The sequence below is a fragment of the Planctomycetota bacterium genome (assembly GCA_021414025.1).
Lineage (GTDB): Bacteria > Planctomycetota > Phycisphaerae > Phycisphaerales > SM1A02 > SYAC01.
On record JAIOPG010000002.1, the window covers coordinates 327,144 to 349,001 of the forward strand.

Genomic DNA, 21,858 nt, shown 5'->3' on the forward strand with positions numbered 1-21,858 from the left:
CGTTCAAAGGCGCGTCCCGGTCGGGCGCCGTTACCTCTTCTCCTCGAGCACCAGGATTCGGTAAAGCAGCGTGCGGACGTTTCGTGGAAAGAGCAGCAGGAGGTGATGGAGGGCATCGATGTAGCCGAAGCGCAGCAGGACGAAGCTCACCGCGGTGTAGGTCAACAGGCAGAAGGCGAACTCGATGAACGCCTCGACTCGAATCGAGGTGCTCGAAATCTCAAGGAGCTCCACAACGCTTTTGGCCAGGCCCGAAGTCGCCACCGCCGCCAGGATGGCGTAGAGCGGCGTCGAGTAGATCTCGTAGCGGAACGTGGTCGACGGGAGGTGCACCTCGCGGGAAACCTGCTGGATCTGGAAGAGGGCCATCGCCGTGCTGGCCACGCCCACGCCGATGACCAGGGTGGTGGCGACATGCTCCACAGGGATGGTGAAGGCGTAAATGCAACCGACGGCGACCAGGGCGCCGACGCACTTGCCCAGGGCGCGCCCGAAGAAGAGCTTGAGCGTCAACCGCCAGCGCCGCGTGCCCATGATCGGCGCCTCCAGAAGCGTCTGGACCGTGGGATAGATCAGCAGGACGCTGGCGAAGACCACCGGCTGGATGCTGGCATCCCAGCGCTCCTTGAACATCAGGTGCACCATGCTGGGATAGACCGCGGCGACCGACATCACGAAGATGGGCACGAAGACGATTCCGGTCATGAAGGTCTGCCGGACGTTCTCGTTCTCGGAATCGGCGTCGCCGCGGATCCGCGCCGCGTAGGGGGCGAGCACGCTCTGCAGCGTCGACGAAAGGAGCTGGATCGGCTGGATCGCCATCTGGTTGGCGAAGAAGTAGATGCCCAGCGAGGCGACCGGAATGAAAAAGCTGGCGATGAACAGGTCGAGCTGGCTGCCCAGCGAGGTGATGATCGCGATGCAGAAGGGGATCCGAATGGCGGCGATGGTGTCCGGAAGCCAGTTCGGTGCGGCGACGAAGTAGCTCCTTTGGACGCCGCATTGCAGCAGGCTCCACAGGATGACGACGAGGTTGTTGACGATCAGGGCCACCACGAAGCTCATGCCACCGTAGCCGTGGGAGGCGCAGTAGAAGGCGGTAAGAAACTTGAGGGTCGCCGCCACCGTGTCCATAAGCGCGATCTGCTTGAAGAACAGCTTCGAGGCCATGATGGCGCGGGGATAGGTGGAGATGTTGAACGTGAGGAATTGAAGGGCGCAGGCGAAGAGGATCCACCCCAGCCCCCCTGTTGAGTCCGGGGGGTAGAGGTACTGCGCCGGGAGCACGGAGGAGAGCGTCAGGACCGTCCCCAGGACGCCGCAGGTGAGCGTGATGTTGAAGAGCCCGCCGCCGATGGTGCCGAATTCGCTCGGCGTCATGGTCTGGAACATCGTGCCGGTGCCGCCACCGCGCATGATGGTGGTGAAGGTCATGATGCCCAATGCGATCGCGTAGAGGCCGTAGTCGTGGGGCGCCAGGTACCAAGCCACCACGATTTGCGTGAGCAATCCGCTGCCCCGGCTATAGATGCTGGAAAGTCCGACGAGGAATATGTTGGTTGACTTGCTCTTCATCGTGAAATCAGCGCCGAGAAAATTCCAGAATATAGGCAATCCAGCGTTTGGCGAGTAAAGCGATTGCCCGAAATACCTCCCTTCGAGCGAAAAATTATTTGCCTGTTCCGGCCGAGCGAGGCGCCCAAACCCGGGGGCCGCGCGGCGCGGACTGCAGAGGCGTCTAGTGCTGTGGCGAGGGGCTGGCCTGCGCCCTATTCGGCTCCTCGAGCAGCATCAGCCGATACAGTCTGGAGCGAATTCCGCTCGGGACCAGGATGAGGATGTTGTGCAGATTCTCGATGTAGCCGAAGCGGAGCAGGACCAGGTTGATGGTCGAATAGGCGGCCAGGCAGAACAGGAATTCCAGCAGCGATTCCAGCCGCGATGTGATGCTGGCAATGTGCAGGAGTCCCACGACGCTTTCCGCCAGGCCCGATGTGGCAATCGCCGCGAGGATCGCGTACATCGGTGTCGAGTAGATCTCGTAGCGAAAGGTTTTTGCCGGCAGTTTGACCTGCTTGGTGACCTGGTAGATCTGCAGGAGCGAGACCATGGTCGCGGCCAGTCCCACGCCGATGATCACTGCAGTGGACTTGTGCACGTCCGGGATGTCGAACGCGAAGATGGCCCCCACCGCGAGCAGGGCGCCGGTGATCTTCGCCAGCGCCCGTCCGCCGAAGAGCCGCAGCGTCAGCCACCAGCGCCGGGCGCCCATGATCGGCGCCTCCAGCAGGATTTGAACCGTGGGAAAGATCAGCAAGATGCTGGCGAAGGTGACGGGCATGATGCTTGCGTCCCACTTCTCAAGGAACAGCAAGTGCACCATGCTGGGGTACATGGCGGCGACCGCCATCACGAAGATGGGCACGAAAACAATCCCGGTCAGGAAGGTTTGGCGAATGTGCTCGTTCTCCGAATCGTCGTGACCGCGGATTTGCGCCGCGTAGGGGGAGAGCACGTTCTGAAGCGTCCCCGAGACAAGCAGGACGGGCTGGATGGCCATCTGGCTCGCGAAAGAATAGATGCCAAGAGAGGAGATCGGGATGAAGAAGCTAGCGATCAAGAAGTCCGGCTGGCTGCCCAGCGAGTTGACGATGGCGATCAAGAAGGGGATCTTGATCAAGGACAGGGTCCGGGGGATCCAGTCCGGCGCCACGGTCAGGTTTTGCCAGGTGATTCCGCTCTTGAGCGTGGCCCAGATCAGGACCGTGAGGCTGTTCGCCAACACCGAGATCACGAAGCTCATCGCTCCGAAGCCGTGCGACGCGCAGTAGAAGGCGACGCCGAATTTCACCAGCGATGCCGTGATGTCCATGGCCGCAACCTGCGAGAACATCAGCTTCGAGGCCATCATCATGCGCGGGAAATTCGAGGCCGTGAAGACGATGAACTGGATCGACGTAATGGCCAGGAGCCATCCCAGTCCGCGGATCGCCTCGGGCGGATACAGAAACTCCGTGGGCAATGCGGCTCCAAGGGTCAGCACAGCTCCGAGCAGGCCGAAGATCATCGAGTATAAGAAAAGTCCTCCACCGACGGTTCTCCACTCCTCCGGCTTCATGGTGGGAAATAGGGTGGAGGTACCGCCGCCGCGGAAGATCGTGGTGAATGTCGTGATGCCGAGCACGATTGCGTACAGGCCGTATTCCGCGGGCGAGAGGTACCACGCCGTGACAATCGTCGTGAGCAGGCCACTGACCCGGCTGATCACGCTCGCGCAGCCGACAATGAAAAGGTTGGTCGATTTATGTTTGGGCATGCGGGGAAAGTCGAGCCGCTCAAAAAGTGAAATTCAGGCGTGCCCCGGAACGGCCGCTATCGACCTTCATTGCGGAAATGAGCTCACTGAATTTCCAATACATCAATTCACCATTATTGCGCCTAAGCGTAATTCCTGGCGAGCGTTAGATCGTCGGAGTCTGCGTGATGGAAATCAATCTCAGGAACTCCTCGCGGGTTGCCAAATTGTTCAGGAAAACCCCGGTCAGCTTGCTCGTTGTAGTCCATGCGTGCGGCTGGTGCACGCCCCGATAACACATGCAGTAATGCCGTGCCTGCACGACCACGGCGACGCCGCGCGGCTTGAGGTGCTCCTGGATGGCGCCCGCGATCTGCGCGGTGAGCTTCTCCTGCACCTGCAGGCGCTTGGAGAAGATCTCGACCACCTTGGCCAGCTTGCTCAGACCCACCACGCGCCCGTCGGGAATGTAGGCGACGTGCGCCTTGCCCACGAAGGGAACCATGTGATGCTCGCAATGGCTTTGGATCTCCAGGCCGCTGAGCAGGACCATCTGGTCGTAGCCCTCGATCTCGGTGAAGGTGCGTGAAAGCGGCTCGGAGGGATCCATCGCATACCCGCAGAAATGTTCGTGCATCGCGCTGATGACGCGGCGAGGCGTGTCGATCAGCCCCTCGCGGTTGGGATCGTCCCCGATGAACCCCAGAATGGAGCGGATCTGCTCCATGGCCTTTTTGGTCGCGGGATCGTTGAAGTCGGGCTCTTTCATGCGATGCGGAGGATAGGCGCTGCCCCGCCTTCCCGCAGGTAGCATCCCGCCATGCCGGAGCTGATCCGCAAACTCACTCGCAGTGACGCCGTTGAGCTGGTTCGACGGCGTGCGGGCGAGAAGAAACTGGCCGAAACCGTGGATCTTTGCGGCGATGCGGAGCCCTGGCGCGAAGCACTGGCCCGCTCGTCGGCGCCGGTGGCCGTGCTGGGGATTCCCTCGGATATCGGCGTCCGCGCCAACTTCGGAAAGATCGGATCCGCCTCGCTGTGGAGCGCCGCCCGGCGGCAATTCCTGGCCATGCAGGACAACGCCACGCTGCGCGGCGACTCGATTCTTCTCCTGGGCGAATTGATCGTCGACGACCTGATGCGCGAGGCGGCCAAGTTGGATCCCGGCGCGGAAGCCGACCTTCATGCGTTGCGGGCCCACGTGGCGAAGGTCGACGAGCGCGTCGCCGAGGCGTCCACGGACATTCTCAAGTCCGGCAAACTGCTCATCGCCGTCGGCGGCGGGCATGAGAATGCCTACGGACTGATCAAGGGATTGTCGCAGGCCGCGGGGGAGCCGGCGGGGTGCATCAACATCGACGCCCACGCCGACTTGCGCAGCGACGAAGGGCGGCACAGCGGCAACTCCTTCTCGGCGGCGCTGCGGGACAAGTTCCTCGAGCGCTACTTCGTGCTCGGCCTGCAGGAGCCCTTCATCAACAACGAGATGTGGGAGCGCCTCCAGGAGGAGCCCGCGCTGCGCGCTGTCACCCTGGAGACGATTCGCACGCGCGGGCACTTCCGCAAGAATTTCGTGGTCGCGCCCCATCTGGGAGCGAGCGAGGAGGCGGTGAAGTTCGTCAAGAAGCGCCCGCTGGCGCTGGAGATGGACTTGGATGCGATCACCGGTGTTCCCGCCAGCGCTGCGACTCCGGCGGGCCTGGCCGTCGAGGAGGCGCGGGAGATGCTGCGCCACATCGCCCGGCGCCGAAGGGTCGGCACCTTCCATGTCTGCGAGGGAATTCCCGGGGAATCCGACGCGCAGGGGGTCGGCCGTCTTGCGGCCCTGATGATGGCGGATGTCGCCAAGATCTCGATCGCGCGGCGCTCCTGAGGCATGACATTGAACCGCATCGGCGTCGATCTCGGCGGAACAAAGATTGAAGCAGCGGTGGTCGACTCCAGCGGCTCCGTGATCTGGAATGAGCGCGTGGCCACTCCTTCGGGTGACTACGAGGCGACGCTCAAGGCGATTGTGGAGCTGGTCTCGCGGGCGCGACCCGTCGCCGGTGCGGTCGCGGGGGTCGGCATCGGAACTCCGGGCTCGGAAAATCCAACCACCGGCCTGCACCGCAACGCCAACAGCACCTGCCTCAACGGCAAGCCGCTGCGCGCGGATCTGGAGCGGCGGCTCGGGCTGCGGGTGCGCACCGCCAACGACGCCAACTGCTTCGCACTCTCCGAGGCGATCGACGGCGCGGCCAAAGGAGCTTCAGTGGTCTTCGGCGTCATCCTGGGCACGGGGTGCGGCGGCGGCATCGTGGTCCATGGAAAGGTGCTCGGCGGCGCCAACGGAATCGCCGGCGAGTGGGGGCACACGGCGCTCCCCAACCCCGATGACGAAGAGCGCTCTCGGCCCGCCTGCTGGTGCGGTCGCACCGGATGCCTCGAGCAGTTTCTTTCCGGCAGCGCGGTAGAAATGGATCACGCGCTTGGCGCCAAATCGAAGCGCATCCCGCTGACCCGCATCGCCGCGCTCGCCGAAGAGGGCGATCCCGGCGCGACCGCAACCATCGACCGCTGGATCCACCGGATGGGCCGGGCCTTCGCGGGAATCATCAATGTGCTGGACCCGGACGCCATCGTCCTGGGCGGTGGGGCCAGCCTGGTCGCGGGGCTTCCCGGGCGGCTTCCCGCGGCCATCCGCCCGCACATCTTCGCCGATGCCTGGAGCACGCCGATCCTGCCGGCCCGCTTCGGCGACGCCAGCGGCGTCCGCGGCGCGGCGTGGCTTTGCGATACCTTCACGGCATGAAATCCACGGGAACAAAAATCGGAATCATCGGATGCGGAGCGATCGGCACGGTGCATGCACGGCATGCCGCTCGTGCGGGACTTGAAGTTGCCGCCATCTGGGATGTGAAACCCGAAGCCGCCAAGTTGCTCTCCGGCGATGCCCCTTCGGCGGAGACGATGCCGAATGTCGAGGCGCTGCTGGCAAGGGCGGACATCGCCGGCGTCGTGGTCGCGGTGCCCAACAACATGCACATGCCGCTTGCGGTGCAAAGCCTGAAGGCGGGCAAGCATGTCCTGCTTGAAAAGCCCATGGCCCTTTCCGCCGCCGAATGCGACGCCATATTGAAGGCGTGCCGGGAAACCGGGAAACAGCTGCAGATGGGGTTTGTCTGCCGCCAGCTTCCGACGGTGTCAACCGCCAAGAAACTGGTCGAGTCGGGAACGTTCGGCTCCCTCTATCACATCAAGGCGAGCACCTACCGACGCCGCGGCGTGCCCGGGCTTGGAGGCTGGTTCACCGACAAGAAGCGTTCGGGCGGAGGGCCGTTGATTGATCTGGGCGTGCACATCATCGACGCGTCGCTGTGGCTGGCGGGTTATCCCAAGGTGGAGCGGGTGAGCGGGGCGATTTATTCAAATTTCGGCCGCCAGATGAAGAACTACGCGCACGTGTCCATGTGGGCGGGCCCGCCCAGGTTCGACGGCGTCTGTGATGTCGAGGACCACGCCACGGCGCTGCTGCGCTGCGCCGGAGGATTGACCATCGAGTTGAACACGACCTGGGCCATGAACATTCCCGACGGAGCGCTTCCGGATGGCGTCATCCTCTTCGGCCAGAAGGCGGGCTGTCACATCGGGCTTCACGCCAAGAGGCTCACCCTCGCGACTGAGACTCACTCGATGCCCGCGGATCTTGAGCCGCACTTTCTCGCCGAGGATCCGCTCAAGCAGGCGTGGGATTTGCAGGCGTCCGCGTTCCGGTCGCTCCTGGAGAGTGGCACGAAGCCCATCGCCACTGCCGAGGAGGGCCGCTGCGTGCAGGCCGTCATCGACGCGGTCTATCGCTCGGCCGAGCTGGGGCGCGAAGTGGAAGTGTGAGTCACGCCGCCCGAGAGCGGCGGGTCCCAATTAGTGCTTGGTGTCGCCGCTGCCCTGGTACTTGTCCAGGGATTCCTTCATCTCTTCAAGCATGTCGCCTTCGATGCCGTTCTTGGTTCCCAGGGCCACGGCCTGCTGCTGCGTGGTGAGCGCCTTGGCCTTGTCGCCGCGCTCCCAGTAGACGCGGGCGAGGGTGTCGAGAATCGCCGGATCCGATGACTTGGACTTGGAGACGGCCTTCTCAGCCGCGGCCAGCGCGAAATCAAGGTCGCGGTTCTTCGCGGGCATTTCGGTGGCGGTGACCCAGGCCAGCTGGTTGAATTCCTCGGCTTCAAGGTCCTTGCCCAGGAGCTGCTTGCCGACGGCGATCGCCTCGCCGGGCTGATTGGCGGGGCCGCTGAGAATCTGGAACTTCACCATCGACCACCGGGTGGAGTTCGGATTTTGCTTGATCATCTCGTCGAGTTTCGCCAGCGCCGGTGCGTAGTCACCGCTCTTGTTGGCAGCGCCCAACATCTTGGTGAGCTCGCGGCCATCCTCTTCGCTCTTGGCCTGCGCCTCGGCGGCCTGCTTGGCCTTGGTCCGGTCCCAGGTGCCGGCGACCACAGCGGTCAGTGGCTTGTCCATCTCCATCGGGTGGCCGATCCATTCGATCGTTCCATCCTTGCCCACGATGAAGGCGGTGGGGATGCCCTCGGCGCCGGCGGCGTCCAGCCAGGACTTGCCCATGTCGCGGTCACCATCGAAGGCAATGCGGTAGCCCATCGCATCGCCCTTGTTGGCCACGAAGGACTTCAGCTTCTCCAGGCGGGCGTCGGTCGCGCCGCTCTTGCGCTCGCTTGCGGCGACTGCGATGAACTGGACCGATGGATTGTCCTTCTGCATCTGGGTGAGATGGGGAATGCTCGCGATGCAGGGCCCGCACCAGGTCGCCCAGAATTCGACGACGTAGGGAGTTCCGGTCTGGAGCTCCTTAACGGGCTCGCCCTTGACCCAGGCGTCGACCGCGAGCGGCGGAGCCTTGGATCCAATGGTCAGCGTTGCGGGAGCGGCGAGGACGAGGGCGACGAGGGTGGTGAACATGGCGATCTCCTTGAGGAGGGAATGGTACCACGGAAAACCTCCGCCACTCCCGGCATTATGCTTGCGGCATGAGCTGCCGCATGCTGGATGGAAAGTCGCTCGGCCTGAAAGTCCGTGAGGATGTGCGCTCCCGCGTCCTCGCTGCGGGACGGCCCGCGCGGCTGGACGCCGTGCTGGCCGGCTGCGATCAGGCCGCGGAGCTTTACGCCCAGAGCCAGGCACGCACCTGCGAGGAGGCGGGCATCCACTATGTGCTGCACCGACTGCCTGCGGAGAGCACCTACGACGACATCGCCGGGCGCGTGCTGCTGCTCAACACCGAGGAGCAGGTGCAGGCGATCATGCTGCATCTGCCGCTGCCGCCCGGCATCGACGTGGAGCGCGTCCAATCCCTGATTGCGCCGGAGAAGGACGTGGAGGGAGTGAATCCCGCCAACATCGGCAACGTGGTCTATGGCCGGCGCAGCCTGGTGCCTTGCACGGCGCTGGCGGTGCTGGAATTGATCGAGAGCTCGAAGATCAACCTGCAAGGGGCACTTTGCGTGGTGGTCGGCGCCAGCAACATCGTGGGCAAGCCGGTCGCCGTGCTGCTGATGCGGGCCAATGCGACCGTGGTGAGCTCGAACAAATTTACGAGCCAACTGCACAACCTCACCCGCGGCGCTGATGTGGTGGTCGCCGCGGCGGGAGTGGCCGGTCTGGTCAAGGGCGACTGGATCAAGCCCGGCGCTGTGGTCATCGACGTGGGCATTCACCGCGTGAAGGGGCCGGATGGTCGGACGATCACGCTGGGCGATGTCGACCACGAAAGTGTCGCGCAGGTCGCGGGTTTCCTCACCCCCGTTCCCGGCGGCGTCGGCCCCATGACGGTGGCCATGCTGCTCCGCAATGTTGCGGACGCCTGCCTCGACCGCTGAATTCCTTCAGGCGCCAAGCATCTTCGCGGCCTGCTGATAGCGGGCGATGGTCTTCTCGACCACATCGTGCGGCAGCTCGGGCCCGGGCGGCGTGCGGTTCCAGCGGCCAGCGGCCTCCTCGGCGAGCAGCCAGTTGCGAACGAACTGCTTGTCCAGGCTCTCCGGCTCCTTGGTGGTGCCCAAGCTTGAAGCGATCCAGTAGCGGCTCGAGTCGGGCGTGAGCACTTCGTCGGCGAGCACGAGCTCGTCGGTGGCCTCGCCCTTGGCGTCCAGCGCAAAACCGAATTCGAACTTCGTGTCCGCCAGAATGAGACCGCGCTCGGCGCAGCGTTCGGCGGCCGCGCGGTAGATGGCCAGGCTCGCCGAGCGGAGCCGTTCCATGACCGCGCCGCCGACCGTCGCCGCGGCCTGCTCGAAGGTGATGTTCTCGTCGTGGCCGCTCTGGGCCTTGCTCGCCGGCGTGAAGATCGGCTCGGGAAGGCGGCTCCACTGGGCCAGCCCCGCCGGCAACGGGACGCCGCAGACCCGGCCATTCCTGAGGTACTCCGCGAAGCCGCTGCCCGCGAGCCAGCCGCGGACCACGCATTCCACCGGAACGATGCGGACCTTTCGGCAGATCATGCAGCGGCCGCGCAGCATGTTCCGGTCGACTTCAGAAATCCCCGTAATGGAGGCGGGATCCGTGGTGATCACGTGATCGGGGACGATGCCCCAGGCGCGGATGCGGCGGAACCACTCCATGCTGATCTCGGTGAGCAGCTTCCCTTTGCCGGGGATCGCCGTCGGCAGCACCACGTCAAAGGCGCTGATGCGATCGGTGGCCACCACCAGGATGCGGGGGAGTTCGCCCGCGGCGGCGGGAAGCTCGTAGAGGTCACGCACTTTTCCGGCGCGGCGGCCGCGCAGCGGAAGTTGGGTCTGTGTCACCGGCGCGTCGGGGTTCCCGGGCGGCGGCGCGGCGTGCTCGCGGCGCGGCGCGGACGATTTCGCTTCCATCGCCTCATGCTAACGCCTTGCCAAAAGCTCCCGAAACGCCGAGCGCCGCCGATTTCTGGTTACACTTTCGAGGCGATGCTGCGCTTCGACGTCCATCATGAATTGAACTCGTCCGACGAGCGGCGCCTGGTCGGCGCGCACCTACTCGGGCGCGACGACCTGCCGGTGGCCGGCGATGTGAAGTGGAAGGGCGGGGGCGTCCTGTGCGATCCCGCCGAGCCCGTCGCCACGGCGCTCTGTCTGGAAGTGGACGCAGGCGCGATGGGCCGACTCATGCTGCAGACCTGCCTGCTCAAGCAGCGCGACGAGCCCTATCTGCTCCTGCTGGAACTGGCCCGTCACCGCATCAAGCTCTACATCTCCAAGAGCGAGGAGTGGCAGCTCTTCGACCCGGAGGTCGCGGGGGAAAGCCTGAAGCGCTGGGAGAAGGCACGCTCGCTCTTCGTGCAGGCCATGAACGAGGCGGACCCCGCCGCCGCGGAGACCTTCGCCAAGGACTCGCTGATCGTGGCTCTGGACGCCAACGAAAGACTGGCGCTGCTGCACGCGGAGCTGCTGGTGAAACGGCGCTTCGGACAGCGCGCCTCGACCAGCACCGTGATCGGCGTGCGCGTGGATCCGCGCAGCGACGTCGAGGTCTGCGGGAGCTCGGCCAAGGTGCTCGATGTGCTGCTGGTGCCCACTCCATGGAAATTGATCGAGCCGGCGCAGGGAAAGTTCCACTTCGAGGAGATGGACCGCTGGATGGCTTTCGCTTCGCAGACCAAGCGCCCCATCGTGGCGGGACCGCTGCTCTCCTTCGACGAGCGGAATCTGCCCTCCTGGATGGAGGCCTACCGGAAGGATTTCTCCGCGTGCGTCGACCGCGCCTATGTGTTCATGGAGCAGGTGGTGCACCGCTACCAGGGCATCGTCACCATGTGGAACTTGGGCAGCGGCCTGCACGCCAACCAGCATTTCAACTTCAACGACGAGCAGATGATGGACCTGACGCGGCGGGCCAGCGTGGTGGTGCGGCACAGTCGCCACGGTTCGCGCACGCTCATCGAGCTGACCGAGCCCTTCTGCGACCACGTCTCGCGCCGGCCCGGGGCGATCACTCCATGGCAGTACCTCGAGCGCCTTTCGCAGGAGGGGATCCACTTCGACGCGGTGGGCATCCAGATGTGCTTCGGCGGCGCCGCCGATGGGGCGCCGATCCGAGACTTGATGCAGGTCTCCGCCACGCTCGATCGCTTCCTCACCTTCGACTGCAAGGTCATGGTCAGCGCCTTCGGCGTGCCGAGCCGTCCCACCGATCCCAAGGCGGGGTGGTGGCGCAATCCCTGGAGCGAGCAGGTGCAGTCGGTGTGGGCCAGCCGCTTCGTCACCATCGCGCTGTCAAAGCCCTTCATCGAGACCGTGGTGTGGGAGCGACTGATCGACCACAAGAACGACGCGACCGGGCTGCTCTCGGAAAATGGCAAACCCAAGAGCGTCTTTGCCAAGCTGCTCGCCATCCGCAAGCGGTTGCGCAAGCCTCTGGCCAAGCAGCCCTCGACCGACGAGACCGCCGATGAGACGCGCTCCGGGGAGACCGCGGTCGAATGACATTGGATCGATCGCCGGCCCAGGGATTGGCGCTGCTGTCGCTCTGCGCGGCGATGGCGGTGGCGGGTTTCCGGCTGCGTGAGACGCAGATGAAGACGCCGATGGAGGGGCCGCTCCATACGACGCTGCCTCAGTGGCGCGTCGATCTCGACCGGGCCGGACCGGATGAACTTGCGGCTCTGCCCGGCATCGGGCCTTCGCTCGCAGGAACCATCGTCGCCGATCGCGAGGCCCGCGGTCCCTTCCGGACACTCGAGGGACTGGACCGGGTCCGCGGAGTCGGGCCCTCGATCCTCGAGCAGATCCGGCCCTTCGTGCTTCAACCGCCGCGCTGAGCTACTGTATTCGGCGAACCGGGCGAGTTCGCGCCGGTTCCGGCTATGCAGTGGCGCGACGACATCTCCGCCTCCCCAGCGCTCTCGGCGCTCGAGGAGAAGGTACGCGCCGGGGGACACGCAAGCGTCCGCGGCGCCACAGGATCGAGCACTTCCATCATCACCCAGGCGCTGGCGGCCCGCACCGGTCGCGTCACGCTGTTGGCGACGGCACATCTGGACGAGGCCGACGAGGCCCTTTCCGAGTGGCAGGATCTGGGCTGCAACGCGATGCGATTTCCGGCACTGGAGGCCTCGGCGGGAGAGAGCCTGTTGGCGGCCGAGGCCTTCCTCGAGCGACTCAAGGTGGCCGACGCGATTGAGCGCGGCGCCGTGGCCCTGGTCGTCGCGCCGATTGCCGCCCTGATGCAGCGCGTTCCCCGCGCTGACAAGCGGCCCGGGCTCTACCGCACGCTGCGCGCCGGCCAGCGCCTGCCGCCCGCGGAGCTCGCGGCTTGGCTTGCCTCGCGCGGCTACCAGCGCATGGAGGCGGTGGAGAATCCCGGCGAGTTTTCCCAGCGCGGCGGAGTCTTCGACCTTTATCCCGCCGCGGCGGGCGGGCCGGTGCGCCTGGATTTCTTTGGCGATGACATCGAGCAGATGCATGAGATGGACGCGGCGACCCAGGCCAACGACCGGCGCATCGAGTCGGTCGACATTCTCAGCGCCGAGGAGAAGCAGCTCGCCCCCAACGACGAGGATGCCTCGTTCGCGGATCTGCTGCCGCGCGACGCGATCTTCATCTTCGCCGAGCTGGGCGAGGTCATGGAGCAGTCGCGCGGCTACTGGGAGCGCCTGGACGACTCGACCGGTGTGATCGCGCCCAACGAAACCGTGAAAGGGCTGATGGAGCGGGCCGCTGTCACGCTGGCCTTCAACCAATTCTCGCAGACCAACGAGCCAGCCTCGCTGGAGGTGCCGGTGACTTCCTTGAGCCTGAGCGAGAGCGACATGGCGAAGGCCTTTCAGTCGTTGGCGGAATTCGCCCGCGATTCGGAGGTGATCGTCTTCTGCTCCACGGATGGTGACCTGCTGCGCACCCGGGAGCTGGTGCAGCGCCACGCCGCCGGCGCCGGCGTGCAGGTGGTCCGCCAGCATCTGCATCGGGGATTCCGCTGGGAGCGACCCGGGAACAAGCCGCTGATGCTCGTGCCCGAGCACGAATTGCTGGGGCGCTTCGGCGTGCGCCGCCGCGCGGGCGCGGTCGCGGCGGGCCCGCGCGCCCGCGACCTCTTCCTGCACTTCGAGAAGGGGGACTACGTCACGCACCGCGATCACGGTGTCGCGCAATACCAGGGGTTGGTGACCCGTGCCTCGCTGGAGCGCGGCGGCGATGATTCAAATCGCGGCGGCGGCACCGAGGCTTCGGTCCATCCCGAGATGGAGTATCTCACGTTGCAGTTCGAGGGGGGGACCCGGCTCCACGTGCCGGCGCTGCGCGTCGATCTGGTGCAGAAGTACGTGGGAGCGGGGGCGTCGCGGCCGGCGCTGAGCCAGGTGGGCGGCAAGCGATGGAAGGCGCAGAAGGAGCGCGTCTCTGAGGCGGTGCGCGACCTCGCCGCCGAGATGCTGCGGGTGCAGGCGGTCCGCTCCGCCACACACGGCATCGCCTTTCCCGCGGACACGCCCTGGCAGGGAGAGTTCGAAGGGGCCTTCCAGTGGGAGGAGACCCCGGACCAGATCAACGCGATCGCCGCGACCAAGCGCGACATGCAATCCTCCAAGCCGATGGACCGGCTGATCTGCGGCGATGTGGGTTTCGGCAAGACCGAGGTGGCGATCCGCGCCGCCTTCAAGTGCGTCGAGAGCGGCCGGCAGGTGGCGGTGCTGGTGCCGACCACGCTGCTGGCGGAGCAGCACGAGAAGACCTTCCGTGACCGCTTCCGCTCCTATCCCTTTCGCATTGAGAGCCTGAGCCGCTTCAAGACGGACGCCGAGCAGAGCGCCATCCTGAAGGAGCTCGAGGCGGGGCGGCTCGACCTGATCATTGGAACGCACCGGCTGCTTTCCAAGGACATCCGCTTCGCCAATCTGGGCCTGGTGGTGGTCGACGAGGAGCAGCGCTTCGGCGTGGAGCACAAGCAAAAACTGCTTTCCTTCCGGGCCACCGCCGATGTGCTCACCCTCAGCGCCACGCCGATTCCGCGGACCCTGCACATGTCGCTGCTGGGCCTGCGCGACATCTCCAGCCTGACCACGCCGCCGGCGGACCGCCGCGCCATCGTGACCGAGGTCATGCCCTATTCGTCGAAGCGCCTGCAGCAGGCGATCCGCCGCGAGCTGGCCCGCGAGGGGCAGACCTACTACGTGCACAACCGGATCCGCGGCCTCGACCGCGCCGCCGAGCGCATTCAGGAGCTGGTGCCCGAGGCCCGCATCGAGGTCGGCCACGGGCAGATGCCCTCGGAGCAGCTCGAACAGGTGATGCTGCGCTTCATGCGCCACGAGTGCGACGTGCTGGTGAGCACCTCGATCATCGAGAGCGGCATCGACAATCCGCGGGCCAACACCATGTTCATCGACCTGGCGGATCTGCACGGCCTCTCCGACCTGCATCAGCTGCGCGGCCGCGTGGGCCGCTCCAACCACCGCGCCTACTGCTACCTCTTTCTGCCGGAGAACCGGCCGGTCACCGACGACGCGCGGCGGCGCCTGCGCGCCATCGAGGACTACAGCATGCTCGGCGCCGGGTTCCGCATCGCCATGCGCGACCTGGAGATCCGCGGCGCGGGCAACCTGCTCGGGGCCCAGCAGAGCGGACACATCGCCGCGGTGGGCTACGAGATGTACTGCCAGCTTCTGGAGGAAGCGGTGGATGGGCTGACGTCGCGCAAGAAGGTGCGCTCGGCGGACCACGTCCTGGAGATCGGGCTCGCCGGGGCGATTCCGCGCGGCTTCATTCCCAGCGAACGCCGGCGGCTGGAGGCCTACCGCCGCGTCTCCAGCGCTGACACGATGGAGGCCTTGTTGCAGACCGCCGCCGACATCGAGAGCGCCTACGGGAAGATGCCGGCGCCGATGCGCATGCTGCTGGATCTGGCGGAATTGCGGGTGCTGCTGGCGGCCTGCGGTGTGCGCTCGCTGGTGCGGCGCGATCAGGACTACATCTTTCAATCCAAGATGCCGCCGTTGCTGCAGCGATCCTTCGCGCGCTCGGAGGCCACCGTCCGGGTTGTCGGCAAGCCGGACGAGGCCGGGGTGATCGACGTCTACGTGCGGCCGGAAAAGCATCTTGCGGATCCGAACCGCATGCTCAAATTTCTCCGCGCACAATTGGGTAAGGTCGCGCCGTCGCCGCTGGTCGCCGAAAAATAAAATCGCCGCTCAAGAGCGGCGGGTCAGTCCAACATTGTCATGGCTCGAGGGCGCCGTCGCGGCGACTAGCGCTCGCCGCGCTCGACGAAATGAATCTGCAGGTAGCGGGCCACGTAGTCCAGGATGCTCGAGGCCTCGGGGATCTCCGGGTTGCCCGTCGCGCCCATGGGCTCGAAGCGCATGCCGCGGAAGCGATCCACGGCGTCATGCGTGCTCAGGCCATGCTGCAGGGCCAGGCTGAAGGCGCGGCAAAAACCCTGGATCAGGCCCGAGAGCGTCGAGCCTTCCTTGCTCATCTTGATGAAGATCTCGCCGGGCCGACCATCCTGGAAGAGGCCGACGGTGAGGTAGCCCTCGTGCCCGGCAATGCAGAACTTGTGGGTCTGGCTGCGGCGGGTTTCGGGCAGGATTTCGCGGCGGGTTGTGAGTAGCGTCATGGAGGGATCCTCGACGGAGACATCCATCGGTTCGATGACCGGATCCACTGGACTTTCTGAGCCTGTCATTTCGAAGCCGTCGCCCGGTCTCAGTCCTTGTCCTTCTTGGGCTTCTTGCCCTTGTCGGACTTGCCGTGCTTCTCGGAGGCGTCGGCTTTCTCGGCCTTCTCCGACTTCTCGCCCTTGCCGGCCTTGGCGGACTTCGAGTCTCCCTCGTCGTCGCCCTTGTCGGCGGACTTCTTGCCTTTCTTGCCCTTCTTGCCCTTGGCTTCGCCGTCGGCGGCCTCGTCCTCGCCGGCGTCCTCGGACTCCTGGGTTTCCTCGGCCGGCTCCTCAGTCTCGACGGCTCGCTCGGCGTCCACGGACTGCTGGAAGAGCTCAAGCGTGCGGTCGGGCAGCACTTCCACGTTGATCTCGGTGCGGAGCTCGCGGTCGAAGACGATGGCGCAGGTGTAGGTGCCGATGCGGCGGACCGTGTTGGCCAGGCGGACGGCGCGGATTTCCACATCGAACTTGTCGATGGCCAGCTGGTCGGCGATATCGCGGTGGGTGACGGCGCCGTAGAGCACGCCTTGGTCGTTTACGCTGCGGATGAGCTTGATGGTGACGCCGGCCAGACGCTCGATGAGCTTGGCGCGGGCTTCCTGGCGCTTCTGCATTTCGGCGGCGGCCTTGGCGCGGGCCTCCTTGAGGGCCTCGATCTTCTCAGCGGTGGGATACTCGGCGAGCCCGTGCGGCAGGAGATAATTGCGGGCGTGGCCCGGCTTCACCTTGACGACATCGCCCACCAGTCCGAGGCTCTCGACGGTCTTGTTCAGAAGCAGTTCAACGTTGCGCTTTGCCATGATGCTGTCCTTCCCCTTTGGGGAGTGAGGGTGGTCGCCGGCACCCAACGTGTGCCTGCTTCCGCGCGGAAGCCAGGCGGCGACGAGCTCCGGAGTATGGCAAAAACCCCCCTGGGTCACAAGGGGGTTGGAAATCCAACTTCAAGATTTTTCCGCTTCGAACCGGGGTTTAGAAGGGAATATCCTCGCCCGCGACGGGGGCGTGGGCTTCGCTGCTTTCCTGGGAGGCGCCGCGCCGCGGGCTCCCGCCCTCGCCGCCGCCGCTTCCTCCCGCCGGGGCGCCGATGAACTGGAAGTTCTCGACGACCACGCGCAGCTTGGACTGCTTCTTGCCTTCCTTGTCCTCCCATTGGTCGAGCTTGAGCCGGCCTTCGATGAAGACGGGCCGACCCTTGGAGAGGTATTGCTTCATGATCTCCGCCTGCCGGCCCCAGGCCTCGCAGTCGACGAAGGTCACTTCCTCGCGCTCCTCGCCGCTGGCGGTCTTGAACTTGCGGTTCATCGCGATGCCGAAATTGCCGACCGTCTGGTTGCCCTGCGGCAGCAGCTTGATTTCGACGTCCCGGGTGAGATTGCCCATCAACATAACCTTGTTGAAACTTGCCATGAATTGCGCCTCCTTAAATGCGTGGCGGCATTCTAGGAGCCGGATTCCCCTCCTTGTCGCTTTGGGGCGAAAAGTCCAAAAATAAAAATCGGGCCGCCCCGAAGGGCGGCCCGATGGGGTTCAGGCGATGGCGTCCAAGTCGGGATCCGCACCCGGCTCGTCGGCAGGAAGGGCCCGCAGGCGGCTCTCATCCAGGGTCTTCTGCATGGCCTCGGCGTTGCGAAGCTGCTCCTCCGTGAGGTGGTCGGCGCGGACCACCATGCTGCGCAGCAGCTTTTCATTCAGGTTGCAATCCCGCTCGATGGCCGCGAGCTTGTCGCTCACGGTGCGGAAGAAGGCCAGAATGTAGAGGCCGCGCTTGTTGCCCTCGATGTCATAGGCCAGTTTGCGCTCGTCCCACTTGGCGATCGAGAGAATCTCGGCGCCATTGCGGGTCAGGAGCTCCTTGACCAGGTCGGTCGAGCCCTGCAGGTCGGAGCTGGCCGACTGCGGGAAGAGAAACATGCCCTCGTAGGGGCGGGTCCGTTCTGCGGTGATTGTTGCGTCCATATCAAACATCCTTTCAAAAGAGTGGAGTGAGAAGATCAAACCAAATGTCGAACCCGGTCCGGCACGCGCCGGGCCGGAATGAAATCAAGAGTCGCCCGCGGCCGCTCCGGCGCCACGGCGGTTGAAGGTGTTCATGGCATGGTCGAGCCCGCGCTCGACCCAGCATGCGGCGGTCTCGGCCGCCTCGTCCAGCCCTGTGGCCATGCGAAGTTTCTGCTCCTCGGTGAAGTGACCGAGCACGTAGCTCTCGGTCGGAATCCTGCCGGGGGCGTCGATGCCGACCCGCAGCCGCGGCCACTGGTCGCTGCCGAGACGGCGGGTGATGTCCGCCAGCCCGTTGTGGCCGCCGTCGCCTCCAAAGCCGCGCAGGCGGAGCGTTCCGCACGGCAGCGCGAAGTCGTCGGCGATCACCAGCAGATCCGTCTTGGCGTCGAGCTTGTGGAAGCGCAGGGCCTCCAGCACGCTGACGCCGCTGAGGTTCATGAAGGTGGTCGGCTTCAGCAGCAGCACGCGTTCCTCGCCGATCTTGGCTTCCAGCAGCAGGCCGGTGAAGCGCGACTTCGCCGGGGACGCCGGCGGATCCGCGAACCTTCGGGCCAGCCGATCGAGGACATCGAAGCCCGCGTTGTGGCGGGTTCCGCTGTACTCGGCTCCGGGATTTCCAAGGCCAACGATGAGACGCATGGAGCTGCAGGAGGCTTACGCCTTCTTGTCCTCCTTGTCCTTCTTCTCGGCCGGAGCGGCGCCTTCGGCACCCTCGACCTTGTCCTTCTTGGCGGTGAGCACTTCGGGCTCGGCGGCGCCGGTCGGGGCCACGGCCTCGGCGGCGAGCTCCTCCTGGACGATGATGACGCGGGCGTAGGCGGTGTGCGAATCGGTGATCGCCGTCAGGCCCTCCGGCAGCTTGAACTCGCCCACGGTGAGCAGGTCGCCCTTCATGTGAGTGAGGTCGATGCGGATCTCCTCGGGAATGTCGCGCACCTTGCAGCTCACTTCGAGCTCGGTGACGTCGTGGGTGAGCACGGCGCCGGGCTTCTTGGCCGACTCGGGCTGGCCGAAGTAGTTCAAGTGGACCTTGACCTTCACGACTTCATCCAGATTGACGCGGGTCAAATCGAGATGGATCACGTCGTCGCCCAGCCAGCCGAACTGCAGCTCCTTGACCAGGCAGGTCTCGGTGGTGCCGCCCTCGAGGGCGATGTTGAGCACGTGGGCGCCGGCCTTCAGGCTGTGCAGGGTCTGCTTGGCGTCCAGTTGCAGGGGCAGGGGCTTGCTGCCGTGGCCGTAGAGGATGGCCGGCAGCTTGCCGGTGGCTCGGAGCCGCTTGGTGTAGCGGGTGCCGAGTCGTTCGCGGGTCTGGGCTTGAAGGGTTGGGGTTGTTTTTGACATGGGTGAGGTCTCCTATAAAAAGAAAGTGAGTTGAGTCGAAAAAGTTTGATTCGGTTCAGCGGGCGGGCCCGAAGCCCTTTCCAAAGAGGGCGCTGACGCTCTGGTTGTGGTGGATGCGGTGGATCGCCTCGCCGAGCATCTTGGCCACGCTGAGCACGCGCAGCTTGGGGCGGATGGCGTCGAGGCGGCGCTCGATCGGGATGGTGTCGGTGACAGTGACGCTGGTGATCTCGGGGGCGGAGAGGCGCTCGATGGCCTGGCCCACCATGACCGCGTGGGTGCAGGCGATGTGGACACTGGTGGCGCCGCGCTCGCGGGCCACCTTGGCGGCCTCGACCACGGTGCCCGCGGTGGTGATCATGTCGTCGAACATGATGACGGAGCGGCCCTTGACTTCGCCGATGACATTCTTCACCTTCACCTCGCTGCCGCTCTGGCGGCGCTTCTCGATGATGGCCAGGTCGATGCCCAGATGCTCCGCGAACATGTTGGCGGTCTTGGCGTTGCCGACGTCGGGGCTGAGCACGATCGGATTGACGAAGCCCGGCAGCTCCTTGCGGAAGTGCTCCAGCAGCACCGGGCTGGCGGTGAGATGGTCCACCGGAAGGTCGAAGAAGCCCTGGATTTGGGCGGCGTGCAGGTCGATGCACATCACACGGTGGGCGCCGGAGGTGGTGATCAAGTTGGCCACCAGCTTGGCGGTGATGGGCACGCGGCCCTCGTCCTTGCGGTCCTGGCGGGCGTAGCCGAAGTAGGGAATGACGGCGGTGATGCGGTTGGCGCTGGCGCGGCGCAGGCAGTCGACGTAGATCAGCAGTTCCATCAGGCTGGCGTTCACCGGGCTGCAGGTGGAGAGCACCACGAAGCAGTCGCGGCCGCGCACGTCCTCGTCCAGCTTGACCAGAAGCTCGCCGTCGGGGAAGACCTTGGTCTCGCCCGCGCCCAGCGGCAGCTCCAGGTACTTGACGATGCCGCTGGCCAGATGAAGGCCGGTCGTGCCGGCGAAGACCTTCAGGGTGTCGATGTCTTTGGCGCTCATGGGGTGCTTTCGAGTGGGGTTCGTTTCCGACCGCGGAGAATGCCGTCCACCTCCGCCAGCTGGGCGGGAGTGTTGATGCTCAGGACCTCCTCCACGGGCACGGCGTTCATCACCGCGATGTGGAGGCCGCGCTTGAGCAGCAGCTCGAAGACGTCGGTGATGTAGTACTCGCCGCTGGCGTTGGCGTTGGTGACGCTCTTGAGCGCCGCGAAAAGTTCCTTGGTGTTGAAGAGGTAGTAGCTCGGGTTGACTTCGAGAATCTTCTTCTGCTCCGCGGTCGCGTCCTTCTCCTCCACGATGCGGCGGAACTTGCCGGCGGCGTCGCGCTCGATGCGACCGTAGCCGGTGGCGTCCTTGAGGATGCTGGTGGCCAGGCTGGCAGCGGCGCCTTCGCTGCGGTGGCGCTGCCACAATTTCTCCAGCGTTTCTCCGCGGATCAGCGGACCGTCGCCGCAGAGCACCAAAACATGCTCGCCGAGCAGACCCTTTTCAAAGACCGATCGGGCCTGGTCGACCGCGTGGCCCGTGCCCAGCTGCGGCGATTGCGTCACGAAGTGGCAGGGGGGGTTGTCATGGGAGAAGGCCGCTTCAACGACCTCGGCGCGGTGGCCAACAACGAGGACAATTTCCTTCGCGCCTGCTTCGCGGGCGCTGCGCACCACCCACTTGACCATGGGCTGTCCCGCCACCGGGTGCATCACCTTGGGCAGGTCGCTGTTCATGCGCGTGCCCTTGCCGGCGGCCAGGATGATGGCGGAGGATGGCGAAGATGGCTGGGTCGTGGGGCTCATGTTGCTTTCGATGGGGAGTGGCACTCAAGCGCGTTTTCGCGCGGGCGCCATCTCGCGTGCGACCGGAATTGGCCCGCCTAGATTCGAACTAGGACAAGGAGAACCAAAATCTCCTGTGCTACCGTTACACCACGGGCCAAGATGGGGGAATCGTACCCTTGCATATCGGCATTCGTGAGAGTGCGCCGTCGTGTTGTGCCTGTTGCGTCGTCTGGAAATGCGCTCCGGGAAAAGTCCACCTGAACCGAAGAGCCCGCACGGGCGGAACTCTTTTCGCGGCTCAGGGACCATCCCCGCACCGCGGCTGTCGTCGAGGCAGGAGCGCCCGTCAGCCGCGACGGCACGCCCCGTGCGGCGCCGACTCTTTTGGAGTTCGTCACCGACGGCCCGAGGGGGGAAACTCTAGCCGAAATCGACGGTTGGCTCAAGCCACAAGTTGGGCGGATTGGAGCAGTTGAATGGCTTCGACCTTGCCGGAAAGCCAGGAAACGCGGATGCGGCTGCCGGAGCAGATTCCGCCCGCGGGCAGCAGCAGGCCTGAAACCCGCAGCGGGACGGCGGTCGGCTGCCCATCAAAGAGCACCACCAAGTCCACGATCTGATCCTGGTGGATCGACTTGCTTGAAAGGTCGATGACCTGACCCTGAAGATGACCCTGTCCGCACATCATGATGCACAACTCATCGGACGGAGTGTAGGCGCAACTTGAGTTGGGACAAAGGCGAAGGCCACTGGACGCACGCCCGCCATCGGTCACA

The 21,858-nt window shown here is 65.2% G+C and carries 21 protein-coding genes and 1 tRNA gene; 7 read left to right on the forward strand and 15 right to left on the reverse strand.

Features of this window, described 5'->3' with window-relative positions; translation table 11 throughout:
- Positions 1-30: 30 nt before the first annotated feature.
- The 3 genes from K8R92_02100 to folE form a co-directional block, all read right to left on the reverse strand.
- On the reverse strand, positions 31-1,575 hold the full coding sequence (locus K8R92_02100; protein ID MCE9618682.1) for an oligosaccharide flippase family protein: 1,545 nt from the start codon (positions 1,573-1,575) through the stop codon (positions 31-33).
- A 163-nt stretch (positions 1,576-1,738) separates the two neighbouring features.
- Positions 1,739-3,316 carry an oligosaccharide flippase family protein gene (locus tag K8R92_02105; GenBank protein MCE9618683.1) on the reverse strand — a complete coding sequence of 526 codons (1,578 nt, stop codon included), beginning with the start codon at positions 3,314-3,316 and terminating at the stop codon, positions 1,739-1,741.
- A 145-nt stretch (positions 3,317-3,461) separates the two neighbouring features.
- A complete protein-coding gene (gene folE / locus K8R92_02110) occupies positions 3,462-4,022 on the reverse strand; it encodes a GTP cyclohydrolase I FolE (GenBank protein ID MCE9618684.1) in 561 nt (186 codons plus the stop codon).
- A gap of 93 nt (positions 4,023-4,115) precedes the next feature.
- On the opposite strand from folE, the gene K8R92_02115 reads away from it, so the two are divergent.
- The 3 genes from K8R92_02115 to K8R92_02125 are packed head-to-tail and all read left to right on the forward strand — an operon-like array spanning position 4,116 to position 7,168.
- On the forward strand, positions 4,116-5,168 hold the full coding sequence (locus tag K8R92_02115) for a formimidoylglutamase (protein ID MCE9618685.1): 1,053 nt from the start codon (positions 4,116-4,118) through the stop codon (positions 5,166-5,168).
- Positions 5,169-5,171: 3 nt separating this feature from the next.
- Entirely contained in the window at positions 5,172-6,089 is a 918-nt protein-coding gene (locus tag K8R92_02120; GenBank protein MCE9618686.1) for an ROK family protein, read from the forward strand.
- Positions 6,086-7,168 (forward strand): Gfo/Idh/MocA family oxidoreductase, encoded by a 1,083-nt coding sequence (locus K8R92_02125; protein ID MCE9618687.1) that lies wholly within the window; start codon positions 6,086-6,088, stop codon positions 7,166-7,168. Before K8R92_02120 ends, K8R92_02125 begins: the two co-directional genes overlap by 4 nt.
- A gap of 30 nt (positions 7,169-7,198) precedes the next feature.
- Here K8R92_02125 and K8R92_02130 read toward each other — a convergent pair whose 3' ends face one another.
- Entirely contained in the window at positions 7,199-8,251 is a 1,053-nt protein-coding gene (locus K8R92_02130) for a redoxin family protein (protein ID MCE9618688.1), read from the reverse strand.
- Between the two features lie 68 nt (positions 8,252-8,319).
- Between K8R92_02130 and K8R92_02135 the strand changes: the two genes are divergently transcribed.
- A complete protein-coding gene (locus K8R92_02135; GenBank protein ID MCE9618689.1) occupies positions 8,320-9,168 on the forward strand; it encodes a bifunctional 5,10-methylenetetrahydrofolate dehydrogenase/5,10-methenyltetrahydrofolate cyclohydrolase in 849 nt (282 codons plus the stop codon).
- 6 nt (positions 9,169-9,174) lie between these two features.
- Here the strand turns inward: K8R92_02135 and K8R92_02140 are convergent, their stop codons facing one another.
- The gene (locus tag K8R92_02140; protein ID MCE9618690.1) at positions 9,175-10,164 is read right to left on the reverse strand and encodes a phosphoribosylaminoimidazolesuccinocarboxamide synthase; all 990 of its coding nucleotides are present in this window, start codon (positions 10,162-10,164) and stop codon (positions 9,175-9,177) included.
- Positions 10,165-10,239: 75 nt separating this feature from the next.
- On the opposite strand from K8R92_02140, the gene K8R92_02145 reads away from it, so the two are divergent.
- From K8R92_02145 to mfd, 3 genes are read left to right on the forward strand one after another with little or no spacing between them, the layout of a single operon-like run.
- The gene (locus tag K8R92_02145; protein ID MCE9618691.1) at positions 10,240-11,754 is read left to right on the forward strand and encodes a hypothetical protein; all 1,515 of its coding nucleotides are present in this window, start codon (positions 10,240-10,242) and stop codon (positions 11,752-11,754) included.
- A 53-nt stretch (positions 11,755-11,807) separates the two neighbouring features.
- A complete protein-coding gene (locus K8R92_02150) occupies positions 11,808-12,089 on the forward strand; it encodes a helix-hairpin-helix domain-containing protein (GenBank protein ID MCE9618692.1) in 282 nt (93 codons plus the stop codon).
- 45 nt (positions 12,090-12,134) lie between these two features.
- Positions 12,135-15,443 carry a transcription-repair coupling factor gene (mfd, locus tag K8R92_02155; GenBank protein MCE9618693.1) on the forward strand — a complete coding sequence of 1,103 codons (3,309 nt, stop codon included), beginning with the start codon at positions 12,135-12,137 and terminating at the stop codon, positions 15,441-15,443.
- Between the two features lie 65 nt (positions 15,444-15,508).
- Here the strand turns inward: mfd and K8R92_02160 are convergent, their stop codons facing one another.
- The 10 genes from K8R92_02160 to K8R92_02205 all read right to left on the reverse strand — a co-directional run bounded on the left by K8R92_02160 (position 15,509) and on the right by K8R92_02205 (position 21,770).
- The gene (locus K8R92_02160) at positions 15,509-15,880 is read right to left on the reverse strand and encodes a hypothetical protein (protein ID MCE9618694.1); all 372 of its coding nucleotides are present in this window, start codon (positions 15,878-15,880) and stop codon (positions 15,509-15,511) included.
- 89 nt (positions 15,881-15,969) lie between these two features.
- Positions 15,970-16,725, reverse strand: a complete 756-nt coding sequence (gene rplI / locus K8R92_02165) for a 50S ribosomal protein L9 (GenBank protein MCE9618695.1) — start codon at positions 16,723-16,725, stop codon at positions 15,970-15,972.
- Between the two features lie 169 nt (positions 16,726-16,894).
- Entirely contained in the window at positions 16,895-17,332 is a 438-nt protein-coding gene (ssb, locus tag K8R92_02170; GenBank protein ID MCE9618696.1) for a single-stranded DNA-binding protein, read from the reverse strand.
- Between the two features lie 120 nt (positions 17,333-17,452).
- Positions 17,453-17,881 carry a 30S ribosomal protein S6 gene (gene rpsF / locus K8R92_02175; GenBank protein ID MCE9618697.1) on the reverse strand — a complete coding sequence of 143 codons (429 nt, stop codon included), beginning with the start codon at positions 17,879-17,881 and terminating at the stop codon, positions 17,453-17,455.
- Positions 17,882-17,965: 84 nt separating this feature from the next.
- Positions 17,966-18,556, reverse strand: coding sequence for an aminoacyl-tRNA hydrolase (gene pth / locus K8R92_02180; protein MCE9618698.1), 591 nt, complete (start codon positions 18,554-18,556; stop codon positions 17,966-17,968).
- A 24-nt stretch (positions 18,557-18,580) separates the two neighbouring features.
- On the reverse strand, positions 18,581-19,270 hold the full coding sequence (locus K8R92_02185) for a 50S ribosomal protein L25 (protein MCE9618699.1): 690 nt from the start codon (positions 19,268-19,270) through the stop codon (positions 18,581-18,583).
- A 55-nt stretch (positions 19,271-19,325) separates the two neighbouring features.
- Complete coding sequence (locus tag K8R92_02190; GenBank protein ID MCE9618700.1) at positions 19,326-20,309, reverse strand: ribose-phosphate pyrophosphokinase; 984 nt, start codon at positions 20,307-20,309, stop codon at positions 19,326-19,328.
- Complete coding sequence (locus tag K8R92_02195; protein ID MCE9618701.1) at positions 20,306-21,100, reverse strand: NTP transferase domain-containing protein; 795 nt, start codon at positions 21,098-21,100, stop codon at positions 20,306-20,308. Before K8R92_02195 ends, K8R92_02190 begins: the two co-directional genes overlap by 4 nt.
- 68 nt (positions 21,101-21,168) lie before the next feature.
- Positions 21,169-21,239: transfer RNA gene (locus K8R92_02200), tRNA-Gln, on the reverse strand.
- A gap of 285 nt (positions 21,240-21,524) precedes the next feature.
- Entirely contained in the window at positions 21,525-21,770 is a 246-nt protein-coding gene (locus K8R92_02205; GenBank protein MCE9618702.1) for a hypothetical protein, read from the reverse strand.
- Positions 21,771-21,858 lie beyond the last annotated feature (88 nt).

Excerpts from the sequence above, each read along its gene's own strand:
- K8R92_02100 (MCE9618682.1), bottom strand. The coding sequence starts at position 1,575 with ATGAAGAGCAAGTCAACCAACATATTCCTCGTCGGACTTTCCAGCATC.
- K8R92_02105 (MCE9618683.1), bottom strand. The coding sequence starts at position 3,316 with ATGCCCAAACATAAATCGACCAACCTTTTCATTGTCGGCTGCGCGAGC.
- folE (MCE9618684.1), bottom strand. The coding sequence starts at position 4,022 with ATGGAGCAGATCCGCTCCATTCTGGGGTTCATCGGGGACGATCCCAAC.
- K8R92_02115 (MCE9618685.1), top strand. The coding sequence starts at position 4,116 with ATGCCGGAGCTGATCCGCAAACTCACTCGCAGTGACGCCGTTGAGCTG.
- K8R92_02120 (MCE9618686.1), top strand. The coding sequence starts at position 5,172 with ATGACATTGAACCGCATCGGCGTCGATCTCGGCGGAACAAAGATTGAA.
- K8R92_02125 (MCE9618687.1), top strand. The coding sequence starts at position 6,086 with ATGAAATCCACGGGAACAAAAATCGGAATCATCGGATGCGGAGCGATC.
- K8R92_02130 (MCE9618688.1), bottom strand. The coding sequence starts at position 8,251 with ATGTTCACCACCCTCGTCGCCCTCGTCCTCGCCGCTCCCGCAACGCTG.
- K8R92_02135 (MCE9618689.1), top strand. The coding sequence starts at position 8,320 with ATGAGCTGCCGCATGCTGGATGGAAAGTCGCTCGGCCTGAAAGTCCGT.
- K8R92_02140 (MCE9618690.1), bottom strand. The coding sequence starts at position 10,164 with ATGGAAGCGAAATCGTCCGCGCCGCGCCGCGAGCACGCCGCGCCGCCG.
- K8R92_02145 (MCE9618691.1), top strand. The coding sequence starts at position 10,240 with ATGCTGCGCTTCGACGTCCATCATGAATTGAACTCGTCCGACGAGCGG.
- K8R92_02150 (MCE9618692.1), top strand. The coding sequence starts at position 11,808 with ATGGCGGTGGCGGGTTTCCGGCTGCGTGAGACGCAGATGAAGACGCCG.
- mfd (MCE9618693.1), top strand. The coding sequence starts at position 12,135 with ATGCAGTGGCGCGACGACATCTCCGCCTCCCCAGCGCTCTCGGCGCTC.
- K8R92_02160 (MCE9618694.1), bottom strand. The coding sequence starts at position 15,880 with ATGACGCTACTCACAACCCGCCGCGAAATCCTGCCCGAAACCCGCCGC.
- rplI (MCE9618695.1), bottom strand. The coding sequence starts at position 16,725 with ATGGCAAAGCGCAACGTTGAACTGCTTCTGAACAAGACCGTCGAGAGC.
- ssb (MCE9618696.1), bottom strand. The coding sequence starts at position 17,332 with ATGGCAAGTTTCAACAAGGTTATGTTGATGGGCAATCTCACCCGGGAC.
- rpsF (MCE9618697.1), bottom strand. The coding sequence starts at position 17,881 with ATGGACGCAACAATCACCGCAGAACGGACCCGCCCCTACGAGGGCATG.
- K8R92_02185 (MCE9618699.1), bottom strand. The coding sequence starts at position 19,270 with ATGTCAAAAACAACCCCAACCCTTCAAGCCCAGACCCGCGAACGACTC.
- K8R92_02190 (MCE9618700.1), bottom strand. The coding sequence starts at position 20,309 with ATGAGCGCCAAAGACATCGACACCCTGAAGGTCTTCGCCGGCACGACC.
- K8R92_02195 (MCE9618701.1), bottom strand. The coding sequence starts at position 21,100 with ATGAGCCCCACGACCCAGCCATCTTCGCCATCCTCCGCCATCATCCTG.
- K8R92_02205 (MCE9618702.1), bottom strand. The coding sequence starts at position 21,770 with ATGATGTGCGGACAGGGTCATCTTCAGGGTCAGGTCATCGACCTTTCA.